This is a genomic window from Selenomonas ruminantium AC2024, assembly GCF_000687995.1.
Lineage (GTDB): Bacteria > Bacillota > Negativicutes > Selenomonadales > Selenomonadaceae > Selenomonas_A > Selenomonas_A ruminantium_B.
Genome location: NZ_JIAC01000001.1, coordinates 924,546 through 945,029, shown reverse-complemented (window position 1 = coordinate 945,029; position 20,484 = coordinate 924,546). Strand labels below are relative to the sequence as shown.

Genomic DNA, 20,484 nt, shown 5'->3' with positions numbered 1-20,484 from the left:
TCACCTTACATTTTAGCGTATTTTGTCCCATTGGGCAATGCTACCCTGCTTAAAATGCCCAAAAGAGCGGCGATGGCGAGGCCATAGTTGGTCATGAGAATGCCCTGCTCCCGGCACGCCTTCACGCGGCTTAGCACCAGCTTGCGGTTGAACATGCAGGCCCCGCAGTGAATGATGATATCAAAGCCGGACAAATCCTCTGGAAAATCCTTGCCCGATACAATATCAATCTGTAAACCATCGCCGATTTTCTTCCGCAGCAGGCGCGGCAGTTTCACCCGCCCGATATCCTCCTGCAGTGGCTTATGAGTGCAGGCTTCAGCAATCAGAACATGGGCCGACTCCTTCAGCTGCAGGAGTTTTTCTGCCCCAGCTAAAAAGTAATCCATATCCCCCTTAAACGCGGCAAAGAGCACGGAAAAGGACGTCAATAGCGTGCCCTGCGGTTTTAAGGGATATACTTCCTTAAACGCCTGAGAATCGGTAATGATTAACTGCGGCGGCTCCTTGAGCCTTGTCAAGGTGTCCTGCAACCTGTCTGTCGTACAGCAAAGGGCCTGACAGCCCTTGTCCAAAAGTTCCCGCAGGGTCTGCACCTGTGGCAGAATCAGCCGCCCCTTGGGCGCTTGAATATCCTGCGGCATCACGAGCAATACCAAATCCCCGGCCTGACATAAATCCCCGGTAATCGATGGCTGTTCATAATCTTCTGGCAGGGCACGGATAAGTTCCTGCCGCAATTCTTCGAGCCCCTGCTTCTTCACCGCGCTGACCTGCAGCGGGCAGACACCTGTGGCCTCCTCCACTGCCTTTGCCAGCGCCTCGCCAGCCGCCTCCCGTTCATCCGTGCAGCTGACCACCAATATCACCGGCGTTTTCTGCCGGCGGAAAATCGCCAGCCATTTCAACTCCTCTGCCATATCCAATCCACTGAATAACAGCAAAGCAATATCCGTCTCCCGGGCCGCCTGCTCCGTCTTCTCCACCCGCAGCTGCCCCAGTTCTCCCTCATCATCAAAGCCCGCCGTGTCAATAAACACCACCGGGCCAACGCCATGCAGTTCCATGGCCTTATAAACCGGGTCCGTGGTCGTCCCCGGCACAGCCGAAACAGTAGCCACCGACTGCCCTGTCAACGCATTAATCAGCGAAGACTTCCCCGCATTGCGGCGGCCAAACAGCCCAATATGCAGACGATTCCCCCGCGTTGTATCGTTAAGAGTCAATTGAACATTCCTCCTCCCAACCTCATCTGTAATCAGTATAGCACATTCTCCGCAAAATATGATACACTAGGAAAGAACAAACGCAAAGGAGCGACCACAATGAGCAACTACGCAAACTTTCAAGTCGGGGAAAAATTCCCCCTGCCCATCAAAAACCAACAGGACGGCGGCCTTTTCCAAATTGACGCCAACGGCTGTATGTTTATCCTGCAGCTCTCCCGCCATGATGTCATTGCCGCCGAAGCCTTCCGCACCGGCAAGATGGAACTGGCTCTCTACGAACAGGACGGCCTGCTGTTCTTCCTCTATCAAATTGACGGCATCTTCAAAGAAGGCTGGGGCGATGCCCCCTTCTCCCTCTGCGGCGTAAAACCAGAACTGCTCCCCACAGAAAAGAGCCTGGCAGATACCACCCTGCATCTTTATCTTGTGGACACCACGCTACAGGTTTTACTGGCCCAGCGGGATGTTCCCCTTCCGGCAGATTTTATGGCCATCCTCCATAAACATGTAGCGGCGCAGAAAGCAGCCACCTTGGACGAAGCCGCCCTGCGCCTTGCCGTCCAGACCATCTGGGCACAAAAAAGCCCCGCGCAGATGCGCGAGGCCGCAAGCTCCGTTATCGAGGTGCCACTCTCGATTCCCGTGCCACCTTCCAAACAAAAGCTGAATTAAAGGCAAAAAAATAGTGGGCACTTCCCACCTTACGAGGGGAGTGCCCTTTTTCCATATTTCCATCATGCGACCCCGTCAGCCACACCTGCAATACCACGGCCATCGAGCCACTCAGCTACTACCTGCCGTTCAACGGACTTGCGGCCCATCTGAACCAGGTCGTCCATGTCATTTCCACCTGCATAAGCCTTGAAGTCGCTATGACCTAAGAGCTTTGCGGCCTTGGTGAACTGTTTGACGCGAACAGGGATAAAAACTTCTTCCATCCATTGCGAACAAATTTGTACTTTCATGATATATCTCTCCTTGTATCAAAAACTCGTGACTTCTCCTGACATTTGATGGAATAACCATCCACGGCTTTCTCGTCAGTTGTCACTGCAAGTACAATCCCCTGTACATTGCTTCCAGTTTTTTCTTACAAGGTATATCGATATTTTCTGAAAATACTTAAGGGTTTTCTGATGAAAATATGGAAAAATTTTCAGATACTTTTCAGTTCTGCATATAAGCTTCAATTACTGATACATCTTCATTGTACTCCTGTGCAATCAGTTTGTCAATATCTTGTAAAAATATTTTATTATCTGATTATTTACGATGAACACAGCAGCCTCCCCCGAAAGAAAGGCTGCTGTTTCTACTTATTCCAGTGGCACGACTTCCCGCTGCCGCTGGGTGAACCGAATTGTCTGTTCATAGCCATAAGAGCGGGCATAGTTCACCGCTTCGTCGTGATACGCGCCACAGTCCTCCGGCTTATGCGCATCCGAGGTGATGACAATGGGCAGGCCCTCCTGCGAAGCCACACGCATGAACTTGTAATAAGGCGTAATCTCCGCAATCGGATAACGATAGAACGTCCCCGTATTGACATCCACCACCATATTCGCTTTTTTGAGCGCTGCCACTGCGCGAATCAGATACGGCGTGGCATCAAATTCCGGAATGTAATGGAACAGGCGGATATTATACGGATGCCCCAGGACATCGTAGAGTCCGGCAGCCGCCAACTTTTCCACTTCCTGCGTATACGCCTCATAGACGTCTGCCAAATCTTCCTTATCCCACTGCGCCATGATTTCTGCCGAATCATAAGCCCAGCCATTCAGGAAATGCACGGAGCCAATCACATAGTCAAACTTGTAGTCCTTGAGGATGTCCCGCACCGCATCCTGATTCTGGAAGTTGCAGACTTCAATGCCGGTCTTGACCTTGTGCTTTTTCTTCAGCTTTGCCATAAAGGCAAAATACTCGTCCAAGGTATATTTGAACTTATTGGTCTTGAGCCATTTTTTCTGGAACTGGCCGATGAAGCTGTCATCCAGAATCAAATCATCATAGTAAAGGCTCTCAAACTCCGGAAAGGTATGGGAATGCTCGGAAATGCCGATTTCTTCGAGGCCCAGCAGCTCTGCCTGATGGAAGAAGCCTTCCACCCATTCCTCATCATAGGAGCCCTTTTCAAAATGCATATGATAATCTGCCCGCATAACTACTCCCCCTTAGCCGCACAGTCCGTCGTCAATCAATTTCTGGATTCCCTGCAAAACGCCGTGCTCTACATTGCTGGCCGTGCTGAACCGTGCCAGCTCCTTGATTTTTGGATGGGCGTTGTCCATAGCAAAGCTATAGTAAACCGAGCTCATCATCTCTGCATCGTTCATGTAATCGCCAAAGGCCGCACATTCCATAGGGCTAATATGCAGTTTCTTCTGCACGTGCTGAATGGCAATGCCCTTGTTGATGTCAAAGCGCATCATATCCACCCAGTAATCGCTGGAGGTCGCCACCTGGAACGGACCGCGGAATTTTTTCAGATAGGGATAAATCCGTTCCCCGGCCCGGCCCTGCTCATCATAGAACGAAGCCTTAATCATCTCATCATCGATTTCCTCGAAGCTATCCACCACCTGGGTGCGGGTATAGTATTTGTGCAGTTCGTCGGCCAGCGTATCATTCATCTGACTGCTCAGCACATAAGCATCCTTCTTGCCGCAGAACACTTCGTAAACGCCCGGAATAGTCTGGGTCGCCTGCAAAGCCTTCATCCCCAGGCTCCGCCGCATGACACTTGAGCAAACTTCCCGGTCATGGTAGCGCACCATAGTGCCATTCTCCGCAAAGAAGAGGAACTCATCCTCATACCCCTTGAAGGTTTCCAGCAGGGAATAATACTGCCGCCCGGAGCAGGGCGCAAAGAGCACACCTTTTTCCCGCAACTGGCGGATGATATCATCAAATCCCTTCGGCAGTTGGCCGTTTTCGTCCAGCAAAGTACCATCCATATCCGACATGATAAGTTTAATCATTCGTCCACCTCGTCATCATTGAAAGCAAATATATCTCATTATAACGCTATCGGGCGTTTTTTGCCATAAGAAAAAGCCCTCCAAAATGGAAGGCTTGAATAATTTACCAGATAAAGAGACCGGCAATACCTGCGGACAGCAGGGATACAAGAATACCAGACAGCAGCATATAGGCTACGTTGCGGGAGATGAGTTCATTCTTGTCATCATCCACCATGCTCTTGAAGCAGCCGATAATCATACCGAGCGTTGCAAAGTTCGCAAAGGAAGTGACGAACACCGTGAGCACGCCCTGCATATGACGGCTGAAGGTTGCGAGCGTATCCTGAACGCTCAGCATAACGACGAATTCGTTGGTCACGAGCTTCGTTCCCATGTACTGTGCCAGCTGGAAAGCCTCCCCGCTCTCCAAACCCATGAGCCAGGCAAAGGGGAACATGATGCAGCCCAGGATATTTTCCAGGGTAATAGCCGGATGAATCAGCACCAGCAGCATATCGATGAGTTTTGCCAGTGCCACAAACGCGATAACGTTAGCACAGATAATCAACACCAGACGGCCGGCATTTAAGATGCTGTTGCCCAGGAAGGAGAAGAAGGGTTCTTTTTCTTCGCTGCCTTCGCCTACAGTTGCTACCGTATCTTCCGATTCCTTAATCTTCACCGGATGCAGAATGTTGGTGACAATCAAAGCATTGATGACATTCAAAGGAATAGCCGTCAGGATGAATTCACCGGGCATCATCTTGATGTAGATACCCACCATAGCTGCCGTGATGCAGCTCATGGACATCATCGCAAGCGTCAGGCAGCGGTCAGCCTTCATGCGCTTTAACTGCAGGCTCGATACAGCCAAGGCTTCCGTGTTGCCGAGGAACATCATTTCAATCGCAAAGAAGGATTCAAACTTCGGTGCGCGGGTCAGGAAGGCCAGTACCTTACCTACCCATTTGATAACCCAGGGCAGTATCCCGATGTAGGTCAAAATATCGAACATCGGCACAACCAGGAGGATAGGCAGCAGAGCCGACGTGAAGAAGTTCATCTGCGGCACATGCACCCAGTCCGGGAAAGCGAAGGCGATACCTTCATAAGCTACACTGACCAGCCAGTTAAAGCCGGCAGCAGCGGCGATGATAATTTCACGGCCAATGGAAAAGGACGTCAGGAACCAGGCCAAAAATACATTAAGTGCTAAAAGCGCACCCACACAGCGCCACTGAATGGATTTTCGCTTTTTCGACAACAAGACACCAATGGCTACAAAGACAAAGATGCCAATAAGGTTTACTACTAAATACATGATTCATTCCCCTTTAGAGATTTGTACTTCCATGTCCTAATTGTTAATCATAGGACATGTGTCCTATTTTCGCACAAATCCAGTGTAATTGTCAATATATTAGAATTCTGTAAAAGCATAAGGCATAATTTCTTCAAGGGTAACTACCTTCACATCACCCTTCATATTCGCCATGATGATGCGGGGAATCTTAAACTCCACCATCACCTGACGGCAGGCACCGCAAGGCGAGCAGGGCCCCGGCGTATCGGCAATGAGCGCAATGGCGGCAAACTCCTGTTCCCCTTCGGATACGGCCTTGAAGATGGCCGTGCGCTCGGCACAATTCGTGATGGGGAAGCTGGAATTTTCGATATTGCAGCCGCCGTAGACATTGCCTTTTTTCGTCAGCACGGCCGCGCCAACTTTGAACTTGGAATACGGCGCGTAGGCGTTTTCCCGATATTTTTTCGCCGCGGCGATTAAGTCTTTATCCTCCACAGTAAAAACTCTCCTTCAATACATAATTATATGACAATTTATTGGGAAGCCTTCCCCTTGAGGGGAAGGTGTCAGCCATAAGGCTGACGGATGAGGTGGAAACGCTCAATTGGCCAATCATCACCTCATCCACCGCTAACGCGGTCCCCCTTCCCCTTAAGGGGAAGGCTTTTCTTAATACTTCTCTACCAGGTCTTTTTCCACGCGGGCATAAACCAGCGGTTTCTTTTCGGGAGCGTCCGCGCCGATAACCACGGATTTGCGGTAGAGGTCTTCGGCACCTTTAAGGGCTGCTTCCTTGGACGTATAGAGCGTAACGAGGACGTCGCCCTTCTTCACCGCGTCACCGTATTTCTTATGGAGCATAAGGCCGGCGGAGAAGTCGATATCACTTTCCTTCGTTTCACGGCCTGCGCCTAAGATAACGGACATTTCGCCGATGGCTTCAGCGTTCATCTTCGTGATGAAGCCGTCTTCCTCAGCCTTGATTTCGGCCTTGAACGGTGCCTGAGCAAACTTACTGTAATCGCGCAGTACGCTGTCGTCGCCGCCCTGTTCCTTGACCATCGTGCAGAAGGTTTCAAAGGCAGAACCATCTTCGATGGATTTTTCGGCCAGCTTGCGGCATTCATCCGGGTCGCCCTTGCCCACGAGATAGAGCATGTTGGCGGCCAGCTGCAGGGATACTTCCGTGAGGTCAGCCGGGCCATGTCCTTTCAGAACATCCATGGATTCGATGACTTCGAGGCTGTTGCCGATGCCAAGGCCCAGCGGCGTATCCATATCGGTAATGAGTGCTACCGTGCGGCGGCCTGCGCCTTCACCGATAGCCACCATGGTCTGAGCAAGTTTGATGGAATCATCGAGCGTCTTCATGAACGCGCCGCTGCCGGTCTTAACGTCGAGCAGAATGCAGTCAGAACCTGCGGCCAGCTTCTTGCTCATGATGGAGGAGGCAATCAAAGGAATGCAATCAACGGTTGCCGTTACATCGCGCAGGGCATAGAGTTTCTTGTCGGCAGGCGCAAGATTGCCGGACTGGCCAATCAGGCTGATACCGCATTTATTGACCGTATCGAAGAATTCCTTGCGGTCAAGGGCCGTCTTGTAACCGGGGATGGATTCGAGCTTGTCCACCGTACCGCCGGTATGACCGAGGCCGCGGCCGCTCATCTTGGCCACCTTGCCGCCGCAGGCAGCGACAATCGGGCCAACAATCAGGGTCGTCTTATCGCCGACACCGCCCGTGGAATGTTTGTCGACCTTACGGCCTTCAATCGCGGAGAGGTCAATCATATCGCCGGATTTTGCCATCACCATCGTCAGCTGGGTGATTTCATGGTCCGTCATGCCGTTGAACCAAATCGCCATCAGCATAGAAGACATCTGGTAGTCGGGGATTTCACCCTTGACATAGCCATCAATCATGAACTGGATTTCTTCATCCGTCAGAACCTCACCGTGTTTTTTCTTGGTAATCAGGTCGTACATTCTCATCGAAAACAGCCTCTTTTCTAAAGTTTAATCTTTAATAAAGCGCGGGAGCAGGCTCTCGCCCTTGGTTTTCAGGTCACAGTCAAACATGTCGGAAATGGTGGCGCCAATCATAGCAAAGGTGGGATACGTGCCCAGATTTACGCCTTCTTTGACATGCTTACCGTAAATCAGCAGGGGGATGTATTCGCGGGTGTGGTCGGTGCCAGGAGCGCCGGGGTCACAACCGTGGTCAGCCGTAATCATCAGCACATCATCATCGCGCATCTTGGCCATGAATTCACCAAGCTGCTTATCAAATACTGTTGCGGCATTTGCATAGCCGTCAATATCGCGGCGATGGCCATACTGCATATCAAAGTCCACGAGATTTACAAAGCACAGACCTTCAAAGTCTTCATCCATCACCTTGAGCGTCTTTTCCATGCCATCTACGTTGTCCTTATTTATCCCTAAGGAACGGCTGACATTTCTGCCCGCAAAGATATCGGAAATCTTGCCTACGCCAATGGTATCGAGCCCCTTGCGGCGCAGAGCGTCCATCATGGTATCGCCCGTGGGGTCAAGGGAGAAATCATGGCGGCGGGAAGTGCGCTGATAGTCCGGGAACTTGCCCACATACGGACGGGCAATGACACGGCCTACACCATGCTCACCCTGCAGGATTTCGCGTGCCGTCTTGCAGTAGCCATAGAGTTCATCCACGGGAACATCCGCTTCATTGGCGGCAATCTGGAATACGCTGTCTGCGGAAGTGTAGACAATCAGACCGCCAGTCTTTTCCTGCTCCTGACCATAGTCATGGATGACTGCCGTGCCGGAGTACGGCTTGTTGCAAAGGATCTTCTTGCCGAAGGCTTTTTCAAGCTTTTCAATGAGGTCAGCGGGGAAGCCATCCGGATAGGTCGGCATGGGACGCTCGGACACGATGCCCGCGATTTCCCAATGGCCCGTGGTCGTATCCTTGCCGCGGGAAAGCTCACGCAGGCGGGCAAAGGAACCCAGCGGCTTTTCCACCGGCTCACCGCAGCCTACACCATCAATGTTAAAGAGGCCCAGCTTCTTCATATTCGGCGTGTCGTATTTCGAAGAACCCACAATGGATTTTAAGGTGTTGCACTCGCCATCGCCGAAGTCTGCTGCATCCGGTTCCTGGCCAATGCCGTAGCTGTCCAAAACGATAACAAACGCTCTTTTGAACTTGCCCATTATTTATCCACCTCGTCTTTCAGCACTTTCACCGCTGCGCTGGCCCCCAGACGCGTACAGCCAGCTTCGATGAAGCCGACCATTTCCTCGCGGGTATGAATGCCGCCCGCAGCCTTCATCTGTACGCCTTCGCCGATATGGTCCTTGAAGAGTTTGATATCTTCCAGCGTTGCGCCCTTAGAACCAAAGCCCGTAGAAGTCTTGATGAAATCAGCGCCAGCTTCCGTTACGCACTTGCAGGCGGCGATTTTCTCCTCTTCCGACAGGAAGCAGGTTTCTACGATAACCTTGAGCACACGTTCACCGCACAGGCGCTTCAGCGCACGGATTTCTTCGGTAACGTATTCCGTTTCACCGGCTTTAAGCATGCCAATGTTAATCACCATGTCGATTTCTTCCGCACCATCGGCCAGGGCCTGTGCCGTTTCGGCAATCTTGGCCGCCGTGTTGCAGTTACCGTTCGGGAAACCGACTACGGTTGCAATTTTGAGCTTGCCGCCATAATTCTCCCGAATCTTCGTGATGAAACAAGAAGGAATCATAACCGTAGCGGTGTGATACTTCACAGCCTCCTCGCAGATTTCCTTTATATCCTCCCAAGTGGCCGTCTGCTTGAGCAACGTGTGGTCAACCTTGGACAAAATTTCCTGTGCATTCATTGTATAGCCTCCTAGCTTAAAACCCGTGGGAACATCTATTCATCCCCTTTGTTATTCTTATTGTATCGCAATTCATCGCACAATAAAAGGACACATGTCTGTAAGTGTCCTTTTACTTGGATAAAATTATTCGCTTTTTTGTTCGCGCTGGTCAATTGCAGTATGTCGATGTTAATGCGAGCTTGCTGATATTTGTTACAGCTCAGTTGGGCGGAGGTGGCAATACTTTTCGCCGTTGCACTGAATGACCCACAAGTAAATTTATGGGCTTTTTAGTTACCTGCGCCGGGCAAGACCGGCGGCGCGTATGTTCAGCCCAGTGTTTAGTCTGTGCCGTTTGTGGGCCAGTCCTCACTGCGTTCGGACAGTCGTTCCACAGCGAAAAGCATCACCATCTCCGCCCTAAGTGATGTCCGTATCAACCATCATTTTCGTGGTGATAAGGAGCAAGTACATCGATGTTCTTGTTACGGGAGCAACGAGTTCGTGGCAAATGCCTAATCCGCAACTTGGGGCGGACGGGGGAGTGATTTTTCTGTAGGGAGCGACTGCCTGAGCGTAGTGAAGGCCGGCCCCAAGAGAACAAAGCTAAGCAAACACGCTGAAAGCAGCGCCGTTGGCCTGCCCGGCGCAGGTAACTGGACAGCTCTATTTCGCGAGGGGGGGCGTTTAGCGGAAAACAGAAAAATTACTCCTCCGTTTGCCCCGAACAACACATGAACGGAATATCTTTAGCACGAGCTAACCATTAGGACAGCTCTTTCCCCTCTGCCAAGCGAGCCTCGTACTCCCGATCAAGAATGCCCAGTATCACAAGATTCTCATACTTCCCATTCGTAATGATTGTCTCGCGAATCAATCCTTCCCGCACCATACCTTCCGACTCATAGAGGTGCAAGGCCCGCTCATTATAATCCTTGCAATCCAACCAAGCCCGATGGAATTTCTTCACCGCAAAGCACCATTTCTTGATAAGCTGCATGGCCTCATGCCCATAGCCCAAACCTTTCTTGGCGATAATCACATGGGTCCATTCCATTTCCTTAGCGTCCGTCTTTAAGCCTGCCACGAGAAAGTATCCCACTGGCTCGCCAGTTTCGACTTCCTCCACAATCACATCCATGGAGGCTTCGCCTTTCGTGACGATATTGATATGGAAATCCCGGTCAAAGGGCACGATATAAGGCAGGTTATCCTCGGCGTATTCCAAATCTATAATGAAATCCAGGTCTTTTTCCGTAGCTTTCCGCAGGCGCAGGCGAGGCCCCGTTATTAAAATCTCAGACATAAAATCCCCCTTACTATTTTTTTTCAGCTACATATAGTATAATGAGAGGGATTTTTTATTTCAAGATTTATCGCAAGGGAGGAATTACTTTGCTCAATACAGGATGGATGAGCAGCATTGACTGGACTCATCTTTTGGAAATGCTCATTGTGCCACTCTGCATACTTTTTGCGGCACTCACGGCAGGCATCATGCTCAACCGCATGATAAAAAAGCGAGTCATGAATCGCATCAATACGGACGAAGCCTCATGGCAGTCCGTATTGGTAACAGCCTTGCAGGGCGTGCCGATTTCCTTTTGTTTAGTCGTTGGCCTCTACTGGATTGTCAACACCATCGACATCATCGAACCATTGGTAAAGATTTTTTCCTACATTCTCTTTACCGTGATTATCCTGACCATCACGCGGGTCATCGCCCGCACAGTCAGCGGCGTTATCGATATGCAAATCGAACGCTCCCAGCAGACCATGCCCAAGACCACACTCTTGAATGCCATCGTCAACGGCATCATCTACGCCATGGGCATCCTCGTCGTGTTGCAATACTACGGCATTTCCATTGCTCCCATCCTCACCGCTTTAGGTGTCGGTGGTATGGCCGTGGCCCTGGCTCTGCAGGAAACACTGGCCAATATCTTTTCGGGGCTGCATCTGATTCTTTCCAAACAGCTGCGCTTAGGTGACTACATTCATCTAAGCTCCGGCGAGGAAGGCCGCGTCACCGACATCACCTGGCGCTTCACCACCATCGTTCCGGTTGGGGACGGCAATATGGTCGTCATTCCGAATCAGAAAATTGCCTCCTCCATCATCACGAACTACAGTATGCCCCGCCACGATATCGTCATCAAGATTCCCGTGGGCGTGGCCTATGACAGCGATTTACAGAAGGTGGAAGAGGTGACTTTGGAAGTTGCCCGTCAGGTGCTTACCGACCTCAATGAAAAACTCGATGCCGACCGTCAGCCCGCTGTACGCTTCTATCAATTCGGCGACAGCAGCATCGACTTCAACGTGCTCCTGCACTCCGCCCGCTTTGATGACCAGTTCCGCCTCAAGCACGAATTCATCAAAGCGCTGACCGCCCGTTTCCGCCAAGAAGGCATCGAAATTCCCTTCCCGATTCGGACCATCGTTCAGCAATAACGACAACAGAAACATGCAGATATCCACAGATTCCCGTCATGGCAATCTGTGGATAATTTTTTTTGCGCCTTTGGCGCGGGCTTCATGCGCCAATTTCCTTGTGGATAACTACGTGCACAAACACCTATATATAGTATTTCTATTGACTAAGCGCCATACATATTGTATAATTTCCTTACATTCACCACTTATTGTGGTTAGTCTTAAACACACCCCAACGGGTCATATAAATTAAAGGATAGGTGATTATCATGATGGTAAATGATGTAGCAGTAACCGTTGATGGTCTCAGCGATGTAACCGAGGCAGAAATCGCCCAGTACATTGGTTATGTGGAAGAACAGACCAACGAAAAAGTCAACGAACTGACCTTGACCCCTGCAGCCGACGGCCAGATTCATTTGGACTATGTACTCCAGCCGCAGAAATTTGAACGCATCCGCCGCATTACCGGTTATCTGGTAGGTACCATTGACCGCTGGAACAATGCGAAGCGCGCAGAAGAACACGACCGCGTAAAACACACGGTTATGCACTAAGCCAAAATGAAAATTCGCATTGCAGGCATTGTAGAGGAATCCATCGTGGACGGTGACGGCCTGCGCCTCTCAATCTTTACCCAGGGCTGTCCCCATCATTGCCCTGGCTGCCATAACCCTGGCACCCATCCCGCCACCGGCGGCCGTGATGCCGATACGGACGAAATTCTCGCCCTCGTAGATGCCAATCCCCTGCTGGACGGCATCACCTTCAGCGGCGGTGAGCCGTTCCTACAGCCCTCCCCCTTGACCAAACTAGCCCGTGAGGCCCATGCCCGCGGGCTTGATGTTTGGAGTTACACGGGCTACACCTTAGAACAGCTCGTTGCCAAGAAAAATCCCGCCATCGATGCTCTGCTGAAAGAACTCGATGTGCTGGTGGATGGCCGCTACGAAGAACGCCTGCGGGACCTGACCCTGAACTTCCGCGGCTCCAGCAACCAAAGAGTCATCGATATGAACGCCTACCGCAAGACAGGCAAGATTAAAACACTATTTTAGTTCGCACTTCGTATTCGTAGTACGCCGCCAGCGGCCATACTTGCCACGCGCAGCTCGGCGGCTCGCTAAAAAATCTCCTTTGCCCTTAATTAAGCATGGTGAAAAGTCAAAACTCGCTACGCTCAAACAGTAGACTTTTCCCCAAGATATTAAGGTAGGCAAAGGAGATTTTTCTTTACGCTCGCTCGCCTAACGCTTCGCTTAGGCAAGTATGGCCGCTGGCGGCTAGTTGCGAGGCTATCGCTTTTGCTCAGCCATGCGGCTGCTGCTAACTTTTCGGCGAGTTTTTGTCCCAACCAGCGATATAGTTGCATAATAATGGCTAGATAGTATCTTTGGCGGGGTGGCTGGCTGTTGTCCTAAGCGGCGCGTATGACATTTCGCGTTAAGAAAATATTTTTTGCCCACCACCTAAAAAAAGCAAAGCATCTACTGTTTGAACGCAGTGAGTTTAGATGCTTTGCTTTTTATAATTGGCAAAAAATATTTTTAGCAAAATGCCATAGCACAGCGTGGACAACAGCCAGCCGCCCCGCCAGCCACTAGCCAACCAAGAACTACTTAACAACAAGCACCGGGCATTTCGCCTGTTCCACAATATACTGGCTGACACTGCCCAACAGTACCCCTTTGACAATACCGAGCCCGCGGCTGCCCATAATAATCAAATCAATATCATTAGACGAAGCAAAATCCAGAATCACCACGGCCGGCGACCCCGTTTCCGAAAAGGCTTCCTTTTCAATCCCCGAGGGCACCATTTCCATCGCTCTGTCCAGAATAACATTTCCGGCCTTCGTTACCGCTTCCAAAATAGCATCCGACAGGCAGGCATTAATCGCCAGCTGATTGATGTTGGCCACATAGAGAAAGTTGAGCTTTGCCTCACAGACCTCGGCCATAGCGATAGCCTCTGCCACGGCACGATCCGAACCTTCCGAACCATCCACCGGTACAAGAATATTTTTCATCATAATGATTACCCCCTCAAGGTCATTTAACCACCATCACTGCCGTTTGCGCCCGCTCAACCAATTCCTGGCTGACACTGCCTGCAAAGAAGCCTTCCACGACTCCCAGCCCCCGGCCACCGGTCACGATTAAATCCGGCAGGCTTTCCTCAGCAAACTGCAAAATCTCCTCCACCGGCATCCCCGTGCGAGTATGATACGCATAATCAACATCATCCGGCATACAACCCTTGACCATGGTCTGAGTTGCTGCTTCATCACTGCGCACATCCCCGGCAATATCATCCGGCAGCCAGCTTTCCTCCTGCGCATCCGTTTCACTGGTAAAATAAGTCACATGGAGCACATCCAGCTTGGCTCCCATCTCATCAGCCAGATTTGCTGCAAACTTCAGAGCCCGCTTCGATGTATCGGACGCGTCCACCGGCACTAAAATACGGGATAACTTCATCTGAACATACCTCCCCGTAATACTCTTTGTCTTTATACTTCGCGCCGCCGCCTGCAAAATCCTGCCCTGACAACGAGAAAATACATTGACATTTTCTCACGGATAATGCTACACTAAATAGAACATTTTAGATGATTATACTAGATAAAAATAACAATTATGTAAACCGCCATACAACGAGGAGGCCATATCATGTCAAAAGAAAAAGCCAGCAAACCAAACAATGCCGAAATTGTCGCCCAGACTACCATCGCAGGAGTCTATCAAGCCGCCCGCAATTTAGAGGGCATTGTCCGCAAAACCCGCCTCATTGAAAGTGACTTTTTCTCCGAACTGTCCGGCAACAAAGTCTACCTAAAACCCGAAAACCTCCAGCACACCGGCGCCTTCAAGCTGCGCGGCGCGTATAATAAAATCAGCCAGCTCACCCCCGAAGAGCGTGCCAAAGGCGTTATTACCTCATCCGCTGGCAACCATGCACAGGGCGTAGCCTTTGCCGCACAAAAACTCGGCGTCAAGGCCGTTATTTGTATGCCCGCCACCACCCCAATCTTAAAAGTCGAAGGTACCAAAGCCCTCGGCGCCGAAGTTGTGCTCCACGGTGACGGTTTTGACGATGCCTACGCCTACAGCCTCGAACTGCAAAAACAGCACGGCTATGTCTACATCCACCCCTTCAACGATTTGCAGGTGCTTTTAGGGCAGGGCACCACGGCACTCGAAATCATCGACGCCTGCAAGGACATTGACGCCATCCTCGTGCCCATCGGCGGCGGCGGCTTTGCCTCCGGCGTAGCCCTGGCTACCAAACTCGTCAACCCCAACATCAAAGTTATCGGCGTAGAGCCGGAAAACGCCGCCTGCATGAAAGCGGCTCTTGCAAAAGGAAAAATCACGACCCTAAAATCCGCCGACACTGTAGCCGACGGCTGCGCCGTAAAGACGGCAGGCACACTCACCTACGAATTCTGCAAGAAATACCTCGACGATATCATCACCGTTTCCGAAATGGAAATTATGGGCGCTTTATTATCGCTCATTGAAAAGCACAAACTCATCGCCGAAGGCGCAGGCGTGCTGTCCCTTGCCGCCCTCTCCAAGCTCCCCTTCAAGGGCAAAAAAGTAGCTGCCATCGTCAGCGGCGGCAATATCGATATTTCCACGATTTCGGCCCTTATCGAAAAAGCAAAAATAGCCCGTGGCCGCGTCTTCTGCTTCGGCGTACTCCTGCCTGATAAACCCGGCCAGCTCCTCAACGTCGCCCGCATCCTCGCCGAAGAAAATGCCAACGTCATCGAACTCAACCACAACCAGTCCAAAGTGACCGACAGTTTCAAAAAGGTAATTCTCGAAGTCACCTGCGAAACCAACAACGAAGAACACATCCAGCGTATCACCAAAGCCCTGCATGATAACGGGTATGAGCTGGAACGGATTTACTGATGACAACCCCCGCTATGCAGAAAAAAGCTCTCGGCTTCTCACCAAGAGCTTTTTTGTTTGCACTTATATTTTAGAAGGACAATAACATTAATCCTTTGCCACGCTGATCAGTTACGCCCATCCCGCCGCACAGGAACATACTGTGTCCTTTTTCCAGCCTTCTGCATTATCAAGACTCCATCGTTGCACATATTTGTCAATATAGAATATGCTTTGCTTGCCCCCACGGACAGTGCCTCCTCAACATCCCTGCGGGTAACCATCCCCTTGTTGGCTGCCAACTTCATCACGGCTTCTTTTTCTGCCTCTGGCTGGTATGGCGTTACTATTTCTGGCTCTTCAATAATGTTTAGATTAAACAGCGTGGTCTTGAACGCCCCTGGTGCTGACTCGAAAACAGCCTGACGCTGACTATTTTTATACAGAGCTTTAATACGCTTTATACCGGTACCGTAGCTTTCTACCAGTTTCAGCCTGTAAAATACATTTGCCAGACAGGCATTGCGTGACTGAGATACCCCCATCAGCACAGCCTCCATGGAAAGCCCCGCTACCAAGCCACCAAGGGACACGAATTCTATTCTGTCATCATATATGTTTACCAACGTACTGCCATTGAAACTGTAATCACGATGGATAATGGCATTGAGCAATGCTTCCCTGACGGCCGCTATAGGATAGTCTCTCTGCTCCTTGCGTCGCAGGCCTTCAATAGTTGATTTGACTGCTATATTTTTATCCAGAAAAGCATACCCTTCTTCCAACTGTGACAGCAACGAGCCACTAAACTCCTGATGATTGCGGAATACGACATCATCTGTGCCTTGGAATACGGCCACTTTTAGCGTATGTTCACACTGGTCAGACAACAGCAGGGCAAGATTGGTGAAGAGACCATCTTCACCAATCATGTTCAATGTACGCATCTGCACGGCCCCGCATTCCATTTCCCTCACGGCCATTTCTTTCTGAAAAGCCTCGAAGGTAAGCTCTTGGTTAAGGCTGCGACATGTTTCATAGGATTTGCCATATGACTCCACAATCATATCTCTTATCCCTGCTTCACTGAGGGGTTGCGATGAGGTTCCCCGGCGTACATACACTCCAGTCGGCTTCAAGCCCTTGTCCTTCAAATAATACGGTCTGGCAGAACCAATGGACACTTCTACTGCAATCACGACCTTATTTTCTTGTTCGAAAGCTCGAATCTGCACAAAAGGCATAATGTCTGGTGCGATGCCATCTTTCAGACTTCCCGCCAGTCGCAACATGGTATCATCTGAATCTTCTACACCTGCCACCGAGCCATCATCGTTTATGCCTATATAAAGAGTGCCACCTTCTGTATTGGCAAAAGCTACAATATCTTTGCGAAGCTCTTGAACATATACACGCTTGTATTCAATATCTACATTTTCTCTATTGGTCATCACGTTGTTCCTCTCTCATTCTCTTTCTTTCTCATTATAAAAGAGATAGAAAGAGAATGCAAGAGAATAACCCCCGCGTTTCCTCAAACTTTTACAGTCTGATACAACGCTACCTGAATACAAAGACTTTGCCCCAAATTTATTGGGCAAACTACAAGAATTAGACAAGCAACCGCGTCGTTTATCCTGATAATTACTCCAAAAAAGCCTATGATATTTTTATAGAATCAAGCACTGCACCAACCCTGCCACACCGAACACGATGAATATCGCCGCCGACACTTTTTGCATGGTCGGGGGCGATATTTTTTTCTGGAGGTAGTTGCCTGCCACCAGCCCCATGCCGTCGGCGATAATCATGCCGGCCACGGCCCCGATAAAGACCATCAGCCAGCTATTCATTTCCGAAGCCAGCGCCACAGCTGCCAGCTGCGTCTTATCGCCCATTTCGCCGACGATAAAGGTCAATGCTACGGTCATCACCGGCCCGAATCGGCTGGCCTTGCATTCCTCTTCTTCCGCATCTTCCTCCCCCTTCAAGGACCAAAGGCCAAAGCAAATAAAGAGGATTGAGGCGGCAATAGCCATTTTTTCCGCTGGCAGCAGACTGCCGATGGTGGCACCCAAGAGCACCGCCATGGCATGTACCACGATTATCCCCAGGGTCATCCCCACAAACACCCGGCGGCTGTCATAACGGCCTGCCAGTGCCATCACGAGGAACTGGGTCTTGTCCCCCATCTCAGCGAAAAAAATCAACAAGAAAGATGCCCAAAATGCTTCCATCCATTCCACTCCTAAACTGTTGCAAATATGATATACACAATATAACACAGGTGCTCTCGAAAAAAGCAGGAAAATCCTCTCAGCCGTCGAATTTTTTTAAGTGCTGGGGGTGAAACCATGAGAGCGATTGTACATTGGAAAGGCGGTTCATCCGTCTCCATCGACGATATTTTGACCATCCGTTATACCGACAAAGACGGCCCTAAATTCCTGCAAAGCAATGATTTAAGTTCCTTTCAGTTTCAGGGAATTGATTCCTTCTCCTTCTTCACCAAAAAGGGACTGCTTATTTTTTCCGTGGCGGAAATCCTCTATATCGACTTCCGCGCCCGCTAGTACCTGATAAAACGAAAAGCCCTTGTCAAAGCTAAGTGCCATGACAAGGGCTTGATTTGTTAAGTGGTGCCTTCGAGCGGAATCGAACCACTGACACGGGGATTTTCAGTCCCCTGCTCTACCAACTGAGCTACAAAGGCAAAATGGCGACCCGAAGGGGACTTGAACCCCTGACCTCCGCCGTGACAGGGCGGCATTCTAACCAACTAAACTACCGGGCCATGTGAATGTGTCACTCACAGGACATAATTATACGGATAAAAGCCCTCGTTGTCAATAGCTTTTTCGCAAAAAAATAACCTTTCACAGCAGAAAGGTTATTTTTTCACCATTTAGTTCAAGGCTTCCACAAACTTCTTCAAGTCTTCCGCAGCTTTCGTCACACGGGACAGATTCGCCGTGATTTCCTCGGTGGAAGCGGCCTGCTCCTCACTGATGGAGCCAGTGGTTTCAATCGTCTTGGAAATGCCCTCAACGGCCTTGTTCATTTCGTTCAGCGTGGACTGAATCTTTTCCGTTGCTTCACGGGACTGTTCCGCCAGCTTACGCACTTCTTCAGCTACGACGGCAAAGCCACGTCCCTGTTCACCGGCACGGGCTGCTTCAATGGCGGCGTTGAGGCCCAGTAAGTTCGTCTGGCCGGCGATATTGGTGATGAAATCGATGACCTTGATGGTATCCGCATTTTTTTCCTGCAGGAGCTTAGCCTGTTCTACAGACTCCTGACCTGCTTTGGCCAGCGCACTGGCACTTTTGGCTACCTGCTCGACTGCTTCATAAACCGTCTGGGTTGAAGTGGCGATTTCCTCAATCGCCGAAGACAGCCGTGCATTAATCTCTTCCCTGTTTTTGATATCCTCTGCCATTTATATTCCTCCCCATCTTAATAATTCACATCAATAGTCAACGCCCCATTTAGATTTTCCTATAATGCCTTGCTCTTCTTTAATTCCACATACGACTCTAAAAACCTTCTTTTCTTTCGAAAAAATTTTCATAAGATTATCAAAAGGATTCTCGCCCTTGTAAACCGAATAAATACATAAAGATTGACCGTTACCGAAAAGGCACGAGGATATATGAACTAAGGAAGGAATTGCTATGGAAAATGGTATTTCACTATATCCCGGCCAGGGAACGCCCGTGGAGCAGAGCCTGGCCATCATCGAGGAAGCAGCTGCCTGTGGTCTGCGGCGGCTCTTTCTTGCTTTGCCTGAATATCCCACCGATTTGGGTGATATAAAAGGAGAATTGTCGGCCATTTTGAAGGCGGCCCGGCAAAATGATATGGAAGTTGTCGCTAACGTCACGCCGCAAACGCAGGAAAGGCTGGAACTTCCAGAACTAAGTCCCTCCCTGTTCCGCATCTGGGGCATCAAGACCCTGCGGCTGGCAGAGGGATTTTCCCCCGCAGAGATTGCCACCCTCTCCCAGAATCGGCAGGGCATACGCATTGCCCTGAATGCCTCCACTGTCACCAGCAGGATTATTGCCGCGCTGGTCGAGCTAAAGGCCAACTTCCGGCAAATCGAAGCCCTGCACAGCTTTTATCCACGCCCCTTTACCGGGCTAAGCGAGGACCTGCTTGTACGCAAGACCATGTTGCTGCACAAAGCCGGCATCCGAGTAGGAGCCTTTGTTCCCGGCGCTAACCGCCAGCATAATTTCTGCAAAGCGGGCTGTCCTACGCTGGAAAATCATCGGGAAGAAACTGCCTCTCTGGCGGCCCGTCATCTTGTAGCTTTGGGTATTGATGCCATCTTCCTCGGTGACCTGCCGCCGCTGCCCGAGGAGCTGCAAGCCATCAGCCAGCTCTCGGATAAAGCAGTAACCCTGCAGGCCAAGTGGCTGACACCAAATCCCCAATTACGGCAACATTTACAGCATGTGTTCACGGCGCGTCAGGATGTGGCGCAAAACGCTGTACGGGCTGGTGACAGCCAGGATTTCTGGCAGGACACGGAGCTGCAGATTGCGCCGGAAAACGCTGTTTCCCGTCCCTTAGGAGCTATCACCATTGACAATGAACGGAACCTTCCCTATATGGGAGAAGTGCAGATTTGCCGCAGCAACCTGCCGGCAGATACGGGGGTAAATGTAGCTGCTCAGATTGATTCCCGTGAGCTCAATCTCATTGAGTACATCAGCCCTGGCCGGAAATTTTCCTTCATCTTCCACGAATGATTTGTGTTATAATAAAAGAATAAGTCGAACGAGGAAGGAAACATTTTTA

Annotated in this window: 22 protein-coding genes and 2 tRNA genes; 7 read left to right on the top strand and 17 right to left on the bottom strand. The window is 50.4% G+C overall.

Going from position 1 to position 20,484, the window contains the following annotated elements; genetic code table 11:
• Positions 1-5: 5 nt before the first annotated feature.
• Positions 6-1,226 carry a [FeFe] hydrogenase H-cluster maturation GTPase HydF gene (hydF, locus tag P157_RS0104390; RefSeq protein WP_026759938.1) on the bottom strand — a complete coding sequence of 407 codons (1,221 nt, stop codon included), beginning with the start codon at positions 1,224-1,226 and terminating at the stop codon, positions 6-8.
• A 99-nt stretch (positions 1,227-1,325) separates the two neighbouring features.
• Here hydF and P157_RS0104385 point away from each other — a divergent pair, with 99 nt between their 5' ends.
• Positions 1,326-1,901: a hypothetical protein gene (locus tag P157_RS0104385; protein WP_026759937.1), complete on the top strand. Its 576-nt coding sequence runs from the start codon at positions 1,326-1,328 to the stop codon at positions 1,899-1,901.
• 62 nt (positions 1,902-1,963) lie between these two features.
• Here P157_RS0104385 and P157_RS0104380 read toward each other — a convergent pair whose 3' ends face one another.
• The 9 genes from P157_RS0104380 to P157_RS0104340 form a co-directional block, all read right to left on the bottom strand.
• A complete protein-coding gene (locus P157_RS0104380) occupies positions 1,964-2,194 on the bottom strand; it encodes a hypothetical protein (RefSeq protein WP_026759936.1) in 231 nt (76 codons plus the stop codon).
• Between the two features lie 351 nt (positions 2,195-2,545).
• On the bottom strand, positions 2,546-3,394 hold the full coding sequence (locus P157_RS0104375) for a PHP domain-containing protein (protein ID WP_026759935.1): 849 nt from the start codon (positions 3,392-3,394) through the stop codon (positions 2,546-2,548).
• 12 nt (positions 3,395-3,406) lie between these two features.
• Complete coding sequence (locus P157_RS0104370) at positions 3,407-4,213, bottom strand: Cof-type HAD-IIB family hydrolase (protein WP_026759934.1); 807 nt, start codon at positions 4,211-4,213, stop codon at positions 3,407-3,409.
• 103 nt (positions 4,214-4,316) lie between these two features.
• The gene (locus P157_RS0104365; RefSeq protein WP_026759933.1) at positions 4,317-5,516 is read right to left on the bottom strand and encodes a NupC/NupG family nucleoside CNT transporter; all 1,200 of its coding nucleotides are present in this window, start codon (positions 5,514-5,516) and stop codon (positions 4,317-4,319) included.
• A gap of 99 nt (positions 5,517-5,615) precedes the next feature.
• Positions 5,616-5,996 carry a cytidine deaminase gene (locus P157_RS0104360; RefSeq protein ID WP_026759932.1) on the bottom strand — a complete coding sequence of 127 codons (381 nt, stop codon included), beginning with the start codon at positions 5,994-5,996 and terminating at the stop codon, positions 5,616-5,618.
• 174 nt (positions 5,997-6,170) lie between these two features.
• The gene (locus tag P157_RS0104355) at positions 6,171-7,493 is read right to left on the bottom strand and encodes a pyrimidine-nucleoside phosphorylase (protein ID WP_026759931.1); all 1,323 of its coding nucleotides are present in this window, start codon (positions 7,491-7,493) and stop codon (positions 6,171-6,173) included.
• A 24-nt stretch (positions 7,494-7,517) separates the two neighbouring features.
• Positions 7,518-8,699 (bottom strand): phosphopentomutase, encoded by a 1,182-nt coding sequence (locus P157_RS0104350; protein WP_026759930.1) that lies wholly within the window; start codon positions 8,697-8,699, stop codon positions 7,518-7,520.
• Positions 8,699-9,358, bottom strand: a complete 660-nt coding sequence (gene deoC, locus P157_RS0104345) for a deoxyribose-phosphate aldolase (RefSeq protein ID WP_026759929.1) — start codon at positions 9,356-9,358, stop codon at positions 8,699-8,701. Before deoC ends, P157_RS0104350 begins: the two co-directional genes overlap by 1 nt.
• 748 nt (positions 9,359-10,106) lie before the next feature.
• On the bottom strand, positions 10,107-10,646 hold the full coding sequence (locus tag P157_RS0104340) for a GNAT family N-acetyltransferase (RefSeq protein WP_026759928.1): 540 nt from the start codon (positions 10,644-10,646) through the stop codon (positions 10,107-10,109).
• 107 nt (positions 10,647-10,753) lie between these two features.
• On the opposite strand from P157_RS0104340, the gene P157_RS0104335 reads away from it, so the two are divergent.
• The 3 genes from P157_RS0104335 (at position 10,754) to nrdG (ending at position 12,834) form a co-directional block, all read left to right on the top strand.
• Positions 10,754-11,794: a mechanosensitive ion channel family protein gene (locus P157_RS0104335; protein ID WP_037368539.1), complete on the top strand. Its 1,041-nt coding sequence runs from the start codon at positions 10,754-10,756 to the stop codon at positions 11,792-11,794.
• A 251-nt stretch (positions 11,795-12,045) separates the two neighbouring features.
• Complete coding sequence (nrdD, locus tag P157_RS0104330; RefSeq protein ID WP_026759926.1) at positions 12,046-12,333, top strand: anaerobic ribonucleoside-triphosphate reductase; 288 nt, start codon at positions 12,046-12,048, stop codon at positions 12,331-12,333.
• Positions 12,334-12,339: 6 nt separating this feature from the next.
• On the top strand, positions 12,340-12,834 hold the full coding sequence (gene nrdG / locus P157_RS0104325) for an anaerobic ribonucleoside-triphosphate reductase activating protein (RefSeq protein ID WP_026759925.1): 495 nt from the start codon (positions 12,340-12,342) through the stop codon (positions 12,832-12,834).
• Between the two features lie 557 nt (positions 12,835-13,391).
• Here the strand turns inward: nrdG and P157_RS0104320 are convergent.
• On the bottom strand, positions 13,392-13,808 hold the full coding sequence (locus tag P157_RS0104320; RefSeq protein ID WP_026759924.1) for a universal stress protein: 417 nt from the start codon (positions 13,806-13,808) through the stop codon (positions 13,392-13,394).
• 19 nt (positions 13,809-13,827) lie between these two features.
• Positions 13,828-14,256, bottom strand: coding sequence for a universal stress protein (locus P157_RS0104315; protein WP_026759923.1), 429 nt, complete (start codon positions 14,254-14,256; stop codon positions 13,828-13,830).
• Between the two features lie 192 nt (positions 14,257-14,448).
• Between P157_RS0104315 and ilvA the strand changes: the two genes are divergently transcribed.
• Positions 14,449-15,699, top strand: coding sequence for a threonine ammonia-lyase (gene ilvA / locus P157_RS0104310; protein WP_026759922.1), 1,251 nt, complete (start codon positions 14,449-14,451; stop codon positions 15,697-15,699).
• 107 nt (positions 15,700-15,806) lie between these two features.
• On the opposite strand, the gene P157_RS0104305 is transcribed toward ilvA, so the two are convergent.
• On the bottom strand, positions 15,807-17,129 hold the full coding sequence (locus tag P157_RS0104305; protein ID WP_026759921.1) for an RNA-binding domain-containing protein: 1,323 nt from the start codon (positions 17,127-17,129) through the stop codon (positions 15,807-15,809).
• 219 nt (positions 17,130-17,348) lie between these two features.
• Positions 17,349-17,915 carry a TMEM165/GDT1 family protein gene (locus P157_RS0104300; protein WP_026759920.1) on the bottom strand — a complete coding sequence of 189 codons (567 nt, stop codon included), beginning with the start codon at positions 17,913-17,915 and terminating at the stop codon, positions 17,349-17,351.
• A 117-nt stretch (positions 17,916-18,032) separates the two neighbouring features.
• Here P157_RS0104300 and P157_RS0104295 point away from each other — a divergent pair, with 117 nt between their 5' ends.
• Positions 18,033-18,251 carry a hypothetical protein gene (locus tag P157_RS0104295; protein ID WP_026759919.1) on the top strand — a complete coding sequence of 73 codons (219 nt, stop codon included), beginning with the start codon at positions 18,033-18,035 and terminating at the stop codon, positions 18,249-18,251.
• A 64-nt stretch (positions 18,252-18,315) separates the two neighbouring features.
• Here P157_RS0104295 and P157_RS0104290 read toward each other — a convergent pair.
• The 3 genes from P157_RS0104290 to P157_RS0104280 form a co-directional block, all read right to left on the bottom strand.
• Positions 18,316-18,391: transfer RNA gene (locus P157_RS0104290), tRNA-Phe, on the bottom strand.
• Positions 18,392-18,395: 4 nt separating this feature from the next.
• Positions 18,396-18,472 (bottom strand) — tRNA-Asp (locus P157_RS0104285).
• Positions 18,473-18,583: 111 nt separating this feature from the next.
• The gene (locus P157_RS0104280; RefSeq protein ID WP_026759918.1) at positions 18,584-19,117 is read right to left on the bottom strand and encodes a methyl-accepting chemotaxis protein; all 534 of its coding nucleotides are present in this window, start codon (positions 19,115-19,117) and stop codon (positions 18,584-18,586) included.
• A 235-nt stretch (positions 19,118-19,352) separates the two neighbouring features.
• Here P157_RS0104280 and P157_RS0104275 point away from each other — a divergent pair, with 235 nt between their 5' ends.
• Entirely contained in the window at positions 19,353-20,435 is a 1,083-nt protein-coding gene (locus tag P157_RS0104275) for a MupG family TIM beta-alpha barrel fold protein (protein WP_026759917.1), read from the top strand.
• Positions 20,436-20,484 lie beyond the last annotated feature (49 nt).

What these genes read in the sequence shown, in the direction of transcription:
- P157_RS0104385 (WP_026759937.1), top strand. Translation starts at nt 1,326, where the DNA reads ATGAGCAACTACGCAAACTTTCAAGTCGGGGAAAAATTCCCCCTGCCC.
- P157_RS0104380 (WP_026759936.1), bottom strand. Translation starts at nt 2,194, where the DNA reads ATGAAAGTACAAATTTGTTCGCAATGGATGGAAGAAGTTTTTATCCCT.
- P157_RS0104375 (WP_026759935.1), bottom strand. Translation starts at nt 3,394, where the DNA reads ATGCGGGCAGATTATCATATGCATTTTGAAAAGGGCTCCTATGATGAG.
- P157_RS0104370 (WP_026759934.1), bottom strand. Translation starts at nt 4,213, where the DNA reads ATGATTAAACTTATCATGTCGGATATGGATGGTACTTTGCTGGACGAA.
- P157_RS0104365 (WP_026759933.1), bottom strand. Translation starts at nt 5,516, where the DNA reads ATGTATTTAGTAGTAAACCTTATTGGCATCTTTGTCTTTGTAGCCATT.
- P157_RS0104355 (WP_026759931.1), bottom strand. Translation starts at nt 7,493, where the DNA reads ATGAGAATGTACGACCTGATTACCAAGAAAAAACACGGTGAGGTTCTG.
- P157_RS0104350 (WP_026759930.1), bottom strand. Translation starts at nt 8,699, where the DNA reads ATGGGCAAGTTCAAAAGAGCGTTTGTTATCGTTTTGGACAGCTACGGC.
- deoC (WP_026759929.1), bottom strand. Translation starts at nt 9,358, where the DNA reads ATGAATGCACAGGAAATTTTGTCCAAGGTTGACCACACGTTGCTCAAG.
- P157_RS0104340 (WP_026759928.1), bottom strand. Translation starts at nt 10,646, where the DNA reads ATGTCTGAGATTTTAATAACGGGGCCTCGCCTGCGCCTGCGGAAAGCT.
- P157_RS0104335 (WP_037368539.1), top strand. Translation starts at nt 10,754, where the DNA reads ATGAGCAGCATTGACTGGACTCATCTTTTGGAAATGCTCATTGTGCCA.
- nrdD (WP_026759926.1), top strand. Translation starts at nt 12,046, where the DNA reads ATGATGGTAAATGATGTAGCAGTAACCGTTGATGGTCTCAGCGATGTA.
- nrdG (WP_026759925.1), top strand. Translation starts at nt 12,340, where the DNA reads ATGAAAATTCGCATTGCAGGCATTGTAGAGGAATCCATCGTGGACGGT.
- P157_RS0104320 (WP_026759924.1), bottom strand. Translation starts at nt 13,808, where the DNA reads ATGATGAAAAATATTCTTGTACCGGTGGATGGTTCGGAAGGTTCGGAT.
- P157_RS0104315 (WP_026759923.1), bottom strand. Translation starts at nt 14,256, where the DNA reads ATGAAGTTATCCCGTATTTTAGTGCCGGTGGACGCGTCCGATACATCG.
- ilvA (WP_026759922.1), top strand. Translation starts at nt 14,449, where the DNA reads ATGTCAAAAGAAAAAGCCAGCAAACCAAACAATGCCGAAATTGTCGCC.
- P157_RS0104305 (WP_026759921.1), bottom strand. Translation starts at nt 17,129, where the DNA reads ATGACCAATAGAGAAAATGTAGATATTGAATACAAGCGTGTATATGTT.
- P157_RS0104300 (WP_026759920.1), bottom strand. Translation starts at nt 17,915, where the DNA reads ATGGAAGCATTTTGGGCATCTTTCTTGTTGATTTTTTTCGCTGAGATG.
- P157_RS0104295 (WP_026759919.1), top strand. Translation starts at nt 18,033, where the DNA reads ATGAGAGCGATTGTACATTGGAAAGGCGGTTCATCCGTCTCCATCGAC.
- P157_RS0104280 (WP_026759918.1), bottom strand. Translation starts at nt 19,117, where the DNA reads ATGGCAGAGGATATCAAAAACAGGGAAGAGATTAATGCACGGCTGTCT.
- P157_RS0104275 (WP_026759917.1), top strand. Translation starts at nt 19,353, where the DNA reads ATGGAAAATGGTATTTCACTATATCCCGGCCAGGGAACGCCCGTGGAG.